The sequence below is a fragment of the Corynebacterium pyruviciproducens ATCC BAA-1742 genome (assembly GCF_000411375.1).
In the GTDB taxonomy this organism is placed as follows: Bacteria; Actinomycetota; Actinomycetes; order Mycobacteriales; family Mycobacteriaceae; genus Corynebacterium; species Corynebacterium pyruviciproducens.
The window spans coordinates 213,726-226,933 of the sequence record NZ_KE150447.1 but is presented as its reverse complement, the minus strand read 5'-3'; the positions used below and the strand labels follow the sequence as shown (position 1 = coordinate 226,933).

The window sequence follows — 13,208 nt, the reverse complement described above, 5'->3', positions numbered from 1 at the left end:
AAAGGCTGCGACGAGGACGGTACGGTGACTGCCACGGCACCGAAGGATGCCAAGCCCGGCGATTACGTCAAGATTCCGGTCACCGTCACCCCAGAGGGCGGTGAGCCGTACACCGTGTACTCCGTGTTCACGGTCACCGAGACGGCAACGCCGGAGAAGCCAGACACCGTCCCGTTCTACCCGCCGGAGGTCATTGAGGTCACCGACAAGGCCACCATTCCGGTTGCCCAGGGCCACACCGATGGCAACTCCTACGAGCTCGGGGCAGTGCCGGAAGGCTGGACCGCCTCCATCGATCCGGCCACCGGTGAGCTGCAGGTTACCCCGCCGGAAGGCGCCAAGCCCGGCGACCAGGCGATCATCCCGGTGACGGTCACCACGCCGAGTGGTAACAAGTACCAGGTTCTGTCCGTGGTTGCGGTGAAGATGTCCGGCGACATGCCGGCACCGGATCCGGACCCGCATGCGGATGGCTCTTCCTCCGAGGTCATCCAGCGTTGCTTCGCCAACGCGTTCGCGCTGAACAGCCCGATCCTGTGGATGCTGCCCGTCGCCATCCTTGCCGCCATCGGCGGTCCGCTGGCCCAGGCTCTGCAGCCGCAGATCGACGCGGCCTCCGCGCAGCTCAACGCGATGATCGCGGAGCACCGTGAGGCATTCGACCGTGCGAACAGGAACAGGGATCACGGCGATCGTGGCATCTTCGGTCGTGTGAGGGCCGTCGCGACGAGCCTCCCGAGTGGATGCGTCAGGCTGAAGCTCAGCTCAACGCGCAGATCAACGCGCTGAACCAGGAGTTCGCTCCGATTGGTGAGCAGGTGAAGCCGCTGGGGTATGCGCTTGGTGCGCTGGGCCTTGTGGCTCTGGCGTCCTCGCTTATCGCGCAGGCTTGCCAGCCGGAGGGCTTCGATCATGGGATGACCATCTTTGGTTCCTCCAAGGATGGCGAGGTTGCTCCCGGTTCGAGTGAGAAGGGTGCCATCCATGATGCGATCATGAATGGTTCCTTGGACAACTCGAAGAACTCGGGAAGCTCCGAGAACTCGGAAAAGACGAGCTCCTAACCCCCGCTGTTCGGGGAGCTTAACTCCCGGGAAGGCGGTGAGAGGTCGCTTTCAAGGCGGTCAGGTTTTACCTGGCCGCCTTTTCCGTTGTCGGTGAGGGATCTCCGCTCTCACGGTTTCGGCCTTTTAGCGGTTTCGTCCCTTTAACGGTTTCGGCCTTTGGCCGAAACCCCGTGAAAAGCCACACCACAAGAAAGATGGCCGTGAGGGTGAGGACGATGGTGGCTCCGGTGGGGATGTCGATCGCCCAGGAGAGGTAGAGGCCGACGGCGGAGCCGGTGACGCCGATGCCCACGGCGGTGAGCATCATGGCGGAAAGCTGCTGGGTGACAAGGCGGGCGGTTGCCGGCGGCACGAGTAGGAGCGCAAGAACGAGGATGTTGCCCACGGTGCGGATCGATAGCACGACGGCGGCGGCGACGGTGAGGTAGAGAAGGCAATCGAGAAGCAGCACGTTGTAGCCCAGGGCGCGGGCAGTCTCCCGGTCGAGGGTGACAATGGTGAACGGCCGTGTGAAAAGCAGCACCGCGGTGACGATGACGGCCCCGCCGCAGGCGGTGATGACTACGTCGCGGGAGGGGACGCCGGTGATGGAGCCGAAGAGGAAGCTCGTCAGCGTGGCGGAGTAGCCCTCGATGCGGCTCATGACGATGAGCCCGGCGGCGAACGCCGCGGCGAAGAAGATGCCGATGAGCGTGTCCTCCTTCACCGTGCGGCGCTGGGAGAAGTAGGCCACCGCTAGCGCCACCGCCGCCCCGGTGACGGCACCGCCGAGGAGGACGGAAACTTGGAGCGAGAAAGCGACGGCGATGCCGGGGAACACGGCGTGGGCGACGGCATCGCCGATGAACGCCATGCCACGCACGACAACGTGGGTGCCCACCACGGCGCACACCGCAGAGCAGAGGACGGCGATGATGAAGGCGCGCGGCAGGAACGCGAGGGCGGGGTTGGTGAGGTCGTGAAGAAACTCGGGGATCGTCAGCACGGGGTCCCTCCTAGGACGCGGGTGAGTGGCACGCCGAAGGTGGTCACCCACAGGTCGGGCCGTGCGGTGAGCTCGTCGGGGGTGCCGGTGGCGATGATGGTGGACTTGAACAGGCTGGCGCGGTCGCACGCGTTCAGGGCCTCACCGATGGTGTGGGTGGACATGAGGATGCCGGCGTCAAGTCCGGTGAAAAGCTCGAGGAGAGCGTCGGTGGTGGGGAAGTCGAGGCCGGTGAACGGCTCGTCGAGAAGCAAAAAATCGGGGTGAGTAACGAGTGCCCGGGCGATGAGGAGACGTTGCCGTTGGCCGCCGGAGAGCACACCGATGGGGGCGCGGGCGAGGGAGGAGAGACGGACGGCAGCGAGCGCCTCGCGGACACGATCGGTGTTATGCTTCCGCAAACCGGTGCCCACGCACCGATCGACCGTGATGGGGAAGTCCCAGGCGAACTCGTGGCGCTGCGGGACGTACCCGAACCGGCCGTGCGAAACCTGCCCGGAGGTGGGGAGAAGCCCGAGGAGTCCGCGAAACAGCGTGGTCTTGCCGGCACCGTTGGGGCCGAGGAGCGCGTGGAACTCGCCGGGTGCGACGGTGAGGTTTACGTGCTGGACGACGGCGGGGTTGAGGACGGAGAAGTCCCTCATACAAAGTTCGGAGCTCACCTGCGGCTCCTTGCAAAGAGGATGACACCCGCCACCAGAACGAGCGCACCGATTGCGAGAATCCACCAGGGGACGGAGGCGGAAACACTCGGCGTGGACGCGCTGGCCGTGGACGAGTCCAGCTCAAACGTGAGATTCACGGGGGTGGTGGTCACATCACCCACGGTGGCGCTCAGTGCAACGGTGTGCGTGCCGGGCGCGGTGAATACCCAGTTGGCGTGGGCGTGGGTGCCGGCAGCCACGTACATGTCCTGGCCGATCACCTGCGGGGCAGTGAAACCGCCGTTTTGCAGGAACAGGGAGAATGCGCCCGCGCCCTCATGGGGGCCGAAGTGGAGGGTCGCGTCCTTCCCGGCGAGCGAGGGGTGCTGCGTGTTCCAGCCGAGCCAGGGGACTCCTGCGATCTCGGTCTGGGGCACAGCCCACACGGTGTCTCCGGCCTTTGCGCCGGTAAACGCGTACCCGTCGGCTACCTGCTGCTGCGCGGCATCGGTGAGCTGGACGGTGACATCGTCGAGGTAGCGCCACGTGGGTGGGGTGGCGGAATCGTCGCGGAGCAGGAGCTGGAGTTTGTTATCCACGATGACGGGGCCGATATCGGCGTGGCCCTCGGTGAGCGTGACGGCGGTGCCGTGCGGGGCGATCGGCTCGTCGGCGGTGACAACCTGGCTCAGTGCCGGTTCGGTCTGCGCCTCAGCAAGCTGAGGCGCCGCGATAAGCGCCGCCGCGACGAGCGTCGCGGTGAAGAATGTGGGGATACGAGAGGAATTGTGCATGGGGATCATCCTTTGAGGCAGGTGGTAAGAGATTCGGCGTTGAAGTTCATGAGCCCGACGTAGGTGGTAACTGGGTCGGCGAAGGAATCGCCGAGGATCCGGCACACGCGCACGCCTCTGTCCCGGGCAATGGTGGCGAGGTGGGTGGTGCGGCGCTCAGCGGCGGGCTCGATGAACACGGCGGGGACGGCGAGGTCATCGATCGCCCGGTTAACTGCGGTGAGGCTCCTCGGCGTGGGCTCTACATCTTCGTTGGGGGAGACGATGCCGGAGAGAGTGAGACCGTAATCGTGCGCGAGGTAGGCGTAGCCCTCGTGGCTGGTGATGAGGTGGCGCCGTTCGGGTGGGATCGCCTCCACCGCCTGACGCATCGTGGCATCGGCCTGGGTGATATCGGCGGTGAGCTTGTTCGCCCGGCCCCAGTAGCCCGCGGCGTGGGCCGGGTCAGCGGTGGCGAGGCGCTCGGCGATGACCTCCACCATCGCCTGCGCGTTGCGGGCGGAGTGCCACACGTGCGGGTCTATCTCGCCGTGCATGTGCTTGCCGGCCACGGCCTGGGGCAGGATGTACACGGTGGAACCGGGCCTGCCGATGAACCGAAACTGCGGGTCACCGGGCACGGTGTCGACGCTTGTGGCGGGGACGGCGACCACGGGGTTGCCCACACGCCCGTCGTCCGCCCACAAGGAAATAGTGCGAGTGGCGTCCTCGGCACGCACGTCGATGTGCCCCTCGCTCACCACGGTGGCACCGGGCGTGGTGGGGTCGATGCCGACGGCGAAGTCGAGGTCGAACGGCGCGTAGCCGGGCGCACCAAACCGCAGGGTGTAGTGGCCTGGCTCGGTAAAGGCCCAACTCATGTGGGTGTGGGCGCCGCTTGGCAGCGAGATGGAGCCGGGTCGGTCGCCACCGAGGAGCCGCTCCGGCGCGCCGAAGGTACCGGTGACGTACGCCGAGGCATGACCCGGTCCGGCTACCTGCTCGGCGGTGAGCGTCACCGCCGGCATCCCTCGATCGCCGTCGGCGCGCAGCCCGAGCCACGGGGTGCTGAGGCTCACGTCCTCCACCAGCGGGAGAAGTGTCCCGCCGTGGAGAACGATCTCCTCCGCCACGGCGACGGGTGGCACGCGGCCCGCGGAGTCGATGGCTCCCACCATGGACTGGGGCTCAAGCAACAACCCGTTGGTGAAGATGGTGTCCGCGTTGGCGATGTTCCGCACGGCCCGCAACGTTGGCTCGTAGGTGTGCGGGTCGGCGCCCTGCGGGATGAGGCCGTCGACGTGGGTATCCTCGCCCGCGACTGTGCGCACGAGGTCCGTGAGGATCGGTGTGGTGGCGACGGCGCGTGGCGTGGCGGTGGCTGCATCGTGGTGGGAGGCACAGCCGCCGGTGAACGCGGCTGCGGAGACCACAGCGGCGACGAAGAGTGCCACACGGAGACGGGTGGAGGCGTGGCGCGTCACGGGCGGCGCACCGAGGTGAGAACGCCGCAACCGAGCACGGTGAGCCCCAATCCCAAGAGTGCTAGGGGGCCGGTGAGCTGCGTCGGTCCGGTGGAAGCCAAGGCTTTGGGTGCGGTGGATGGCGTGGACTGCGAAGCGTTGCTCGCTACGGGGGAAGTGGATGTGGTCGTGTGCTGTTCCGCGGTGGGGGTCGCCATTGTGGCGGGAGCTGCGACATTGGTTGGGGCATGGCTTTCAGATGTGGCGGAGGAATTTCCGTCCCCCACCTGCCACGTGTACGTAGCTTCGCGGGATTCGCGGCCATCGGCGGCAACCGCCTGGACGGTCATCCTGTACGTGCCAGCCTCGGTGAAGGCCCAGTTAGCGTGGACGTGCGCGGGGTGATCTTGGTTGATCTCGGACCCGGAGGCGAGCTCGAGGGCGCCTCCGGCGAGAAGTGGATCGACCCCGCCGAAGGTGCCCTGGCTGAACAGGTATACCGTGCCGGGCCCGGACACCTCGTGGAAGACGAGTCGCAGCGGGGTGCCAGATTCCGTCGTATCCCAGCCGGGCCAGATGAGGCCCTGGCTCTGAGCCTGGGGTAAGAAGTAGGCGCCGACACCGAGGAATTGGGCGGTTTCTTCCCGGTAAGCGGAGGCAGGGATGGAAAGCGTGACATCCTCCGGCTGGTGCAAGCCGTCGTCGTTTTCCAGCATGAGCTGCATGTCGGAGGTGACGTAGAAGGCATCGATGTGCCCGTCGGTCAGTGTGAGCGCGGTCGCGGGTGTGCAGGAGAACACCACCGCGAGGAGTGTGAGGACCGTCGCGGCGAGGTGTCGAAGCACGGTGTCCACCCTTCAGTATTGGAAATATATTGCAGTTAGAGACTAACTGTAATGGCAAATGTTGTCAATAAGGCGAATTAGTAGACCGATGTGTCTATCCAGTGACGGGCAGATTTGTGAAGTGCGAGGTGAAGCGCAGAAACAGGATAGTCTATTGCGAACAGGCAGGCCGGTATGCGGTAATCGTTCTAAGACGAACAGAGAGGTTCAACAAATGACCACACAGCTTGCCGTCCACACAGACATCCCGCGGGGAAAACGCTCCGAGGGGCAATGGGCTCTCGACGGGCGCGAACCCCTCAACGGAGACGAGGTAATCAAGCAGGAAGACCCGGGTCTTGCCGTCAAGAAACGGATCATTGATTACTACTCCCGCGAGGGCTTCGATTCCATCGTCCCCGACGATCTCGCACCACGCATGAAGTGGTGCGGCATCTACGCGCAGCGCTGCCAGGACCTCGGCGGGGAGATGACGAACAAGCTGGACAACGCGCAGCTGCAAGACAAGTACTTCATGATGCGCGTCCGCTTCGACGGTGGCCAGATCACCCCGGAGCAACTCCGCGTCGTCGGCGGGGTTTCCCGCGACTTCGGGCGCGGCACGGCCGACTTCACCGACCGCCAAAACGTGCAGATCCACTGGATCGAGATTGAAAACGTACCGGAAATCTGGCGCCGGCTCGACGCCGTCGGGCTCTCCACCCTCCTCGGCTGCGGCGACGTGCCCCGCGTCATCCTCGGCTCACCCGTCGCCGGAGTCGCGGCCGACGAGATCATCGACGCCACCCCGGCCATCGAGCGGATCAAGAAGCAGTACCTGCCCTCCCCGGAATTCCACAACCTGCCACGCAAATTCAAGTCCGCCATCTCCGGCAACTCCCGCCAGGACATCACCCACGAGATCCAGGACCTCGCCTTTGTGGGCGTCAACCACCCAGACCACGGCCCCGGCTTCGACGTGTGGGTAGGCGGGGGACTGTCCACCAACCCGATGATCGCCCGCCGCCTCGGCGTGTGGGTGCCCCTCGAGGAGGTGTCCGAGGTGTGGGCCAACACCGTGCGGATCTTCCGCGACTACGGCTACCGCCTCCTGCGCAACCGGGCCCGCCTCAAGTTCCTCATCGCCAGCTGGGGCGTCGAACGGTTCCGCGCCGTGCTCGAGGAGTACATGGGCCACCCGCTGATCGACGGCGTCGCCCCGCCCATCGTCATCGGCAACCGCGACCACATCGGAGTGCACAAGCAGAAGGACGGACGCTACTACGTGGGTGTCAAGCCCACCGTGGGCCCCGCCTCCGGCGACCAGCTCATCCGCATCGCCGACGTGGCCGAGAAGTACTCGGTCACCCGGATCCGCTCCACCACGTCCAAGGAGCTGCTGTTCCTCGACGTCTCCGGCGCTGATGTGGCAGCGCTCCAAAGCGACCTCGAGGCACTCGGCCTGTACCCGCGGCCCTCCGAATTCCGCCGCGGCATCATCAGCTGCACCGGGCTGGAATTCTGCAAGCTCGCCCTCACCACCACCAAGACGCGCGCCATCGAACTCGTCGGCGAGCTGGAACAGCGCGTGGGCGACCTCGACGTACCCATCACCATCTCGCTCAACGGCTGCCCCAACTCGTGCGCCCGCACCCAGGTCTCCGATATCGGCCTGAAGGGGCAGATCGTCGAGGGCGAAGAAGGCTTCCAGGTACACCTGGGCGGCACCCTCGGCGTGCAGGACCCGGACTTCGGACGCAAGCTGCGGGGGCTCAAGGTCAAAAGCCGTGACCTTGGAGATTACGTGGTCCAGCTCGTCGAAAAGTTCAAGGACCAGCGCGAGCCAGGCGAACAGTTCCGTCACTGGGTACTGCGGGCCGAGGAGAGTGACCTCCCGTGGCAGTAAGGAGAAAACCCAACCCCAACCGGAATTTCCCCACCTACTGCCCCTACTGCGGGTCCAGCGTGCTCGCCCCCGACGAGGTGGACGAGTTCGGCTGGAAGTGCGGCGAGTGCCTGCGCGTATTCTCCGTCCGCTTCCACGGCCAAGACGACCCTGAAGCACGCCCCCTGCCCAGCGCCTCTACCCACGAGGCCTATGTGAAGGATACAGCCCATGACTAGCAACACCAACCGCCCGCTCACCGGCGGCCAACTCGCCGGGCTTCCCCGGCCCACAATCGAGCAGACCGGACAGCTCCCGGAGGACATCCGGGCCGAGAACGCTCGGCTCGTGGAGGAGTACGCCGACGCGCTCTACGATGCCACCGCCGAGGAGATCCTTTCCTGGGCGCACGAGTACGCGCCGGGCCGGCTCGTCCTCACCCTGTCCATGGAGAACACCGTGCTCAGCGAGCTTGCCTCGCGCTACCTGCCCGATGCCGACGGCCTGTTTCTCGATACCGGCTACCACTTCCCGGAGACCCTTGCCGTGCCCTCCGCAGTGGAGAAGCACTACCCGCGCCAAAGGCTCGTGCGGGCCCACCCGCGGCAGACGGTGGAGGAACAGGACGAGACGTGGGGAACAGGTCTCTTCTCCTTCAACCCCAGCGCATGCTGTGACCTGCGCAAGGTGGAGCCACTCAGCCGGGCGCTCACCCCGTACGCGGGGTGGGTGACGGGGCTGCGCCGCGCGGACGGGCCCACCCGGGCGACCGCGCCGGCACTCAGCCTGGATAAAACCGGCCGCCTCAAGATCTCACCGCTCATCACGTGGACGCTGGAGGATACCGAGCGCTACATCAAAGAACACGACCTCATTGAAAACCCCCTCACCCGTCAGGGTTACCCCTCCATTGGCTGCGCGCCGTGCACCCGCAGGGTGCGCCCGGGGAGGATCCCCGGGCCGGGCGTTGGTCAGGATTTGCCAAGACAGAATGCGGGCTTCACCAGTGACTATTTCACCACACCTGAAAGACCTAGAAAACGAATCGATCTACATCCTGCGCGAGGTAGCAGGCCAAACGGATAAGGCCGCCATCCTGTTTTCCGGTGGCAAGGATTCCTGCCTCGTCCTCGAGCTGGCCAAGCGGGCGTTCGCACCGGCAGCCATCCCGTTCGAGCTTTTGCACGTGGACACGGGGCACAACTTCCCCGAGGTGATCGAGTTCCGCGACCGCGTGGCGATGGAGACCAACCTGCGCCTGCGCGTGGCCCATGTGCAAGACTGGATCGACCGTGGCGACCTGAAAGAGCGCCCGGACGGCACCCGCAACCCGCTGCAGACGGTTCCTTTGGTGGAAACCATCGAGGAGCAGGGCTACGAGGCCGTCCTGGGCGGCGCCCGCCGTGACGAGGAGCGGGCCCGGGCCAAGGAACGCATCTTCTCCGTGCGCGACAGCTTCGGCGGGTGGGACCCGCGGACGTCAGCCCCCACTCCTCCTGGTTCCTCGCCGGCCTCGGGTTCTTCGGTGGGCTTGTCGACGCTACGGGGGGCGGTGGCTGGGGTCCGGTGACCACGTCGACGATGCTGGTCTTGGGTAAGCAGAATCCCCGGCGGATCGTCGGCACCGTCAACACGGCGGAGTTCGTCGTCACCGTGGCGGCCTCCCTGGGGTTCGTCATCGGGATGTGGGACGAGATCGTCGCCCACCTCGCGCTCATCGCGGCCCTCCTCATCGGTGGTGTGCTCGCCGCGCCCATCGCGGCGTGGCTGATTTCCAGGTTCAACCCGACGGTGCTCGGCATCCTCGTGGGGACGCTGCTCGTCGCGCTCAACGCGCCACGCATCTTCGGCGCGACCGTCCTGTGGCAGGCGCAGCTGCCCATCATCGCGCTGGGCATCGCACTGGCGCTGCGTGCGCGACTAATCCGGCGCGCGGCGCACGCGTCTGGGCAACCGGTTGCTCGTGCGCAGAAACCGGTCACGGTCACTTCCGAGGAGCCCGCCTCCGCGCCCGCCGCGGGAGGGCACGTGCCCGCATCTGAGGGCGCGACGGTTGCCGTAGGATAGGTTCTATGACCACACTGTTTGTCTCAGCAACCACCGAAGAGGCCGTCTACCTGCCCCAAGACCGCGAACTCGTGATTTCCGGCGTGGGGCTCGTCGCCGCAGCAGCCACCGTCATGGAGGCGGCGCTTACCAGGCGGCCGGACCGGATTGTCAACTTCGGCACCGCCGGCGCCCTCGCCGCGGGCCACTCGGGTGTGTACGAGATCTCCCACGTGCTGCAGCACGATTTCGCCGGCACCGGCATGGACGAGGACTTCGCCCAAAAGGAATTCGACCTGGCAACCTCCGGGGAGCTGCCCACCGCGCGGTTGGCCAGCGGCGACCACTTCGTCTCCTCCACGCAGGAGAAGGAGCGCATCGTGGCGCTGGCGGAGCTCGTGGATATGGAGGGCTTCGCCGTCGCCTGGGTGGGCGAGCGCCTCGGCATCCCGGTCACGCTGCTCAAGCAGGTGTCCGATGAGGCCGACGAGGAAGCCGCCGCGAAGTGGGCCGGCGCGGTCGAACCCGGCGCGGTGCAGCTGGCCAAGGCGATCGAAAAGCTGGGCCTTTAACAAAACACAGAAGCAAAGGCCACCGACCGTGAGGTCGGTGGCCTTTGTGCATCCGTTGGCCGCTAAAGGATAACCGCCAAAGAATGTGTCTGAATATTGGCAATTAACCAGCCCAGCGGCCAAATTGGGGGCGTTTATGAGGCCCCAAGACTACTTGTTTCATGGGTGGGTTAGCGTTGCACGATGATTTCGCCGTGCTCGCCAATGTGCACCTGTGGTGCGGTGGGAATGGCGCCTTGCAGCTGCTCGCCGATCTCTTGCACGGGATCGAACGGGTGCCATTCAGAGGACAGTGGCTGGGGCGCTTCTGCGCCGACGGGTTGCGGCGCCGGGGCGGGGGTTGCAGGAGGGACAGGGACAATACTGGAGAGCGCAGCAGTCGCGGCCGCTGCGGTCTGTGTCAATGTGAACATGGTTCCTACCGTAACGGTCACAGTTTGGATTCCAGTGGGTGCAAAGTAGCAGCTTGCGCCTGGTTGACAACATAATATTGGGCGGTTACCTGGAAGCATCGGGACGTGTGTGTGGTTGCGTTGAGGCATCTATAGAGTGTGGCTGCGCCCACCCTGTGCCGGAACTGAATCTCCCAGTTTGTTCTTTGGCATTCACCACATCTCCACGGCCGCGGCGCCCAGCCCTCTCACTCCATTGGAGTTGTGGAGGTGCTCAAGTTAAGTAGTGAGGCTCACAATCATGGTCGGGCATGGTGATGCTCCTGTACAGTTGACACTGCCTAGAGAGTAGGGGAATCTCATGTGCGCGCTGTTACGTGGGGTGGCTAAATTATTACCCAGTAGGTAAATTTGGAGTACAGATACAAGGACGAACGTACCCGGAGACTGTTCGAAGATGACCGAGAATTTCGCAAGAACTACGGTGTGCAGGGACTAAGGAATCGGGATCGCCGTCTCAATGAGATATCCAGCTACGAAGATGTGGCTGAAATGCTCAGAGTTGGTAGCGGTGGTCCCGGGCGCTGGCATGTTCTTGACGGCAGACGTGGTGGAGCCGACAAAGGGAAAATATCTGGTGATCTCACCGGAAATTTCAGGCTCCTACTGGCACCACCAGTGGGGGAATACGGGAAAACACACCGGGTAGTCATAATAGAAAAAAGACACACACTGAGAGGAAGCGAGGTGATCCAGATGGCGGTGCGCCCCACACGAACGTCACTCATACTTCCCCCTGGCACGTATGTTGAGGAGTGGCTCGAGGACAACGAAGGGATGACCCAGACTGAGTTGGCCCTACGGCTCGACGTGTCTGTCAAGCATCTCAATCAGCTGATTCGGGGTCACGTTCGGATCAGTAGAGAAATGGCTACCAAACTCGAACTAGTCACCGGTTACACCGTGGAATTCTGGCTCACCCTGCAGGCTCGCTACGAAGCGCGCCAGTCAGAAATCGAGGTGACGGAAGAAGATAGCGATACCGTCACAAGTCTCTTTCCTAAACAATGCATCAGTCGGCTCCGGGAGACGGGCCTGATCAGGTGCTCGTGGAGGACTCCCGAGAAGCTCGTCGAGGAGCTGTACCGGTTGCTACAGGTAGCGAGCCCGCGTGCGTTAGTGGCTGTCGTAGAAAGGCAAGTTTCCGCTGCCAACCTGCACGGCGCGGTAAGCGACGTGCCACTAGGGGAGCGATGGACGTGGCTGGCTATCGTTAGAAACCGGGCCAACAAGGTGGTTGACGTTCCTCGTTTTGATAGGCGAAGGCTACGCCACCTCGTGCCCGAGCTTCAAGGCATCACTAAGAACAACCCTGAAACGGTAATTGAATCAGTCACCGCTTTGTTGAAAACAGCAGGCGTAATTTTTCTCGCGGAGCTGGAGACGTCTGGTTCTGGACTCAGCACTGCGTCTTTTGACCGCTGCGGAAACCCAGTCATTGTAGTGACCGCTAGCCGCAAGCAAGACGGTGCATTTTGGTTGGCAGTATTTCATCAAATCGCCCAGGTGCTGGGCGACGATGAGAATGAAGCGCCTAGAAAGTATCGCCTCGTAGGTGAGCGCCGGGAAATAGGTGCGTGAACTCCTGAGAGCGGTGATACTCGCTGTTCCCCGGCGCCCCGCTTGCCAGATGACGCGGTGGCATGCTGGCGCCTGGGCGCGAGAACTGGCCGAACAAGAAAAGACAACCCGGCAGCTGTTGTAGGAGTATCTAGCAGTGTGGAAGATCCATCCCCAGCGAGGAAACAATTGTGGGGAAGCGCGGAATTTTCCACGGTGGGGAGTTACGCCAGCGTGATGGACTGTGGCGCAAAGAGCGCCCGCCCCACGCCTTTGTAACTGTCACTGGGAGAGGTGTGCCCTCCAATTTTCCTCGACGCACAGGGCCGCGGCGGGAAAGGAAGGTGCGCCCGTTGGGTCAGGAAGACAGCCACCGATCTGTGGGGATGGTGGCTCCTGGCATCAGTGAGTTTCGGGGATGGGTGCTAACGCTGGAAAGCGATGCGCTTGTCACCGTGCTGGAGGACGAGCTCACCGTGGTCCCCGGCCAATACCTGCGGGTGGGCGAGGAGCACGCTGCGTAGTTGCTGTCCGAGCTCGTTTTCCTCCGGGCTGCAGGCCATACGGGTGGTGCCACCACCGGTGACGACGAGGGTGCCCTCAGGTGTCAGCGTCGCGTCGGCCTGCGAGGTGGGGTTGCAATCGCCCTGGTAAGTCAGTTTTGAGGGGGCGGAAAAATCGAGAGTCACGGCGGGGAAATCCACGGCATGCCAGCTGCCGGTTAGCAACTGGTCAGCCTCCGTGGCGGCGGGGTGGGCGGCGATGTGAGATGCTGTGAGCAGTAGCGCGGGGTCAGAAGTGGCTGGCACGGGGGCTCCAAAAGTACTGGATAGAAGGGTGGTCAATGCGACGGCGGAATGTGCGAGTGTAAACATGCTTTCTACGGTAACAACCGCAGATTTACGGCAGCTGAACCAAGTTTAGGAATTTGAGCAGG

14 protein-coding genes and 2 pseudogenes are annotated in these 13,208 nt (G+C 64.1%); 9 read left to right on the top strand and 7 right to left on the bottom strand.

Translation table 11 applies throughout. From position 1 onward, the window contains the following. Positions 1-24: 24 nt before the first annotated feature. The gene (locus HMPREF1219_RS07560) at positions 25-789 is read left to right on the top strand and encodes a YPDG domain-containing protein (protein ID WP_156823266.1); all 765 of its coding nucleotides are present in this window, start codon (positions 25-27) and stop codon (positions 787-789) included. Beyond that, the gene (locus HMPREF1219_RS13230; RefSeq protein WP_016458305.1) at positions 744-1,064 is read left to right on the top strand and encodes a hypothetical protein; all 321 of its coding nucleotides are present in this window, start codon (positions 744-746) and stop codon (positions 1,062-1,064) included. Before HMPREF1219_RS07560 ends, HMPREF1219_RS13230 begins: the two co-directional genes overlap by 46 nt. A gap of 67 nt (positions 1,065-1,131) precedes the next feature. On the opposite strand, the gene HMPREF1219_RS07550 is transcribed toward HMPREF1219_RS13230, so the two are convergent. Genes HMPREF1219_RS07550 through HMPREF1219_RS07530 form a run of 5 tightly spaced genes read right to left on the bottom strand, consistent with a single transcriptional unit; the run spans position 1,132 to position 5,777 of the window. Then, complete coding sequence (locus HMPREF1219_RS07550) at positions 1,132-2,052, bottom strand: anchored repeat-type ABC transporter permease subunit (RefSeq protein WP_016458304.1); 921 nt, start codon at positions 2,050-2,052, stop codon at positions 1,132-1,134. Next, positions 2,046-2,696, bottom strand: a complete 651-nt coding sequence (locus HMPREF1219_RS07545; RefSeq protein WP_211212654.1) for a metal ABC transporter ATP-binding protein — start codon at positions 2,694-2,696, stop codon at positions 2,046-2,048. The genes HMPREF1219_RS07550 and HMPREF1219_RS07545 overlap by 7 nt, the downstream gene beginning before the upstream one ends. A gap of 14 nt (positions 2,697-2,710) precedes the next feature. Next, positions 2,711-3,490 (bottom strand): choice-of-anchor M domain-containing protein, encoded by a 780-nt coding sequence (locus HMPREF1219_RS07540; protein WP_016458302.1) that lies wholly within the window; start codon positions 3,488-3,490, stop codon positions 2,711-2,713. Between the two features lie 5 nt (positions 3,491-3,495). Next, positions 3,496-4,953 (bottom strand): anchored repeat ABC transporter, substrate-binding protein, encoded by a 1,458-nt coding sequence (locus tag HMPREF1219_RS07535; RefSeq protein ID WP_016458301.1) that lies wholly within the window; start codon positions 4,951-4,953, stop codon positions 3,496-3,498. Further along, on the bottom strand, positions 4,950-5,777 hold the full coding sequence (locus HMPREF1219_RS07530; protein ID WP_016458300.1) for a choice-of-anchor M domain-containing protein: 828 nt from the start codon (positions 5,775-5,777) through the stop codon (positions 4,950-4,952). Before HMPREF1219_RS07530 ends, HMPREF1219_RS07535 begins: the two co-directional genes overlap by 4 nt. A 214-nt stretch (positions 5,778-5,991) precedes the next feature. On the opposite strand from HMPREF1219_RS07530, the gene HMPREF1219_RS07525 reads away from it, so the two are divergent. The 6 genes and pseudogenes from HMPREF1219_RS07525 to HMPREF1219_RS07500 all read left to right on the top strand — a co-directional run bounded on the left by HMPREF1219_RS07525 (position 5,992) and on the right by HMPREF1219_RS07500 (position 10,259). Next, on the top strand, positions 5,992-7,662 hold the full coding sequence (locus HMPREF1219_RS07525) for a nitrite/sulfite reductase (protein ID WP_016458299.1): 1,671 nt from the start codon (positions 5,992-5,994) through the stop codon (positions 7,660-7,662). Continuing rightward, positions 7,653-7,880, top strand: a complete 228-nt coding sequence (locus HMPREF1219_RS07520) for a hypothetical protein (RefSeq protein ID WP_016458298.1) — start codon at positions 7,653-7,655, stop codon at positions 7,878-7,880. The genes HMPREF1219_RS07525 and HMPREF1219_RS07520 overlap by 10 nt, the downstream gene beginning before the upstream one ends. Continuing rightward, positions 7,873-8,651, top strand: a pseudogene (locus HMPREF1219_RS07515) (phosphoadenylyl-sulfate reductase). The gene HMPREF1219_RS07520 and the pseudogene HMPREF1219_RS07515 overlap by 8 nt, the downstream one beginning before the upstream one ends. After that, positions 8,633-9,130, top strand: a pseudogene (cysD, locus tag HMPREF1219_RS07510) (sulfate adenylyltransferase subunit CysD); the annotation flags it as partial. The pseudogenes HMPREF1219_RS07515 and cysD, both read left to right, overlap by 19 nt. Continuing rightward, positions 9,106-9,708, top strand: a complete 603-nt coding sequence (locus HMPREF1219_RS07505; RefSeq protein ID WP_016458296.1) for a sulfite exporter TauE/SafE family protein — start codon at positions 9,106-9,108, stop codon at positions 9,706-9,708. The pseudogene cysD and the gene HMPREF1219_RS07505, both read left to right, overlap by 25 nt. A gap of 5 nt (positions 9,709-9,713) precedes the next feature. Then, on the top strand, positions 9,714-10,259 hold the full coding sequence (locus tag HMPREF1219_RS07500; RefSeq protein ID WP_016458295.1) for a nucleosidase: 546 nt from the start codon (positions 9,714-9,716) through the stop codon (positions 10,257-10,259). Positions 10,260-10,429: 170 nt separating this feature from the next. Here the strand turns inward: HMPREF1219_RS07500 and HMPREF1219_RS07495 are convergent, their stop codons facing one another. Next, a complete protein-coding gene (locus tag HMPREF1219_RS07495; RefSeq protein ID WP_040427445.1) occupies positions 10,430-10,672 on the bottom strand; it encodes a hypothetical protein in 243 nt (80 codons plus the stop codon). A 390-nt stretch (positions 10,673-11,062) separates the two neighbouring features. On the opposite strand from HMPREF1219_RS07495, the gene HMPREF1219_RS07490 reads away from it, so the two are divergent. Next, positions 11,063-12,292 carry a HigA family addiction module antitoxin gene (locus HMPREF1219_RS07490; protein ID WP_084594722.1) on the top strand — a complete coding sequence of 410 codons (1,230 nt, stop codon included), beginning with the start codon at positions 11,063-11,065 and terminating at the stop codon, positions 12,290-12,292. 404 nt (positions 12,293-12,696) lie between these two features. Here the strand turns inward: HMPREF1219_RS07490 and HMPREF1219_RS07485 are convergent, their stop codons facing one another. Beyond that, a complete protein-coding gene (locus HMPREF1219_RS07485) occupies positions 12,697-13,146 on the bottom strand; it encodes an META domain-containing protein (RefSeq protein ID WP_016458291.1) in 450 nt (149 codons plus the stop codon). Between the last annotated feature and the right edge of the window lie 62 nt (positions 13,147-13,208).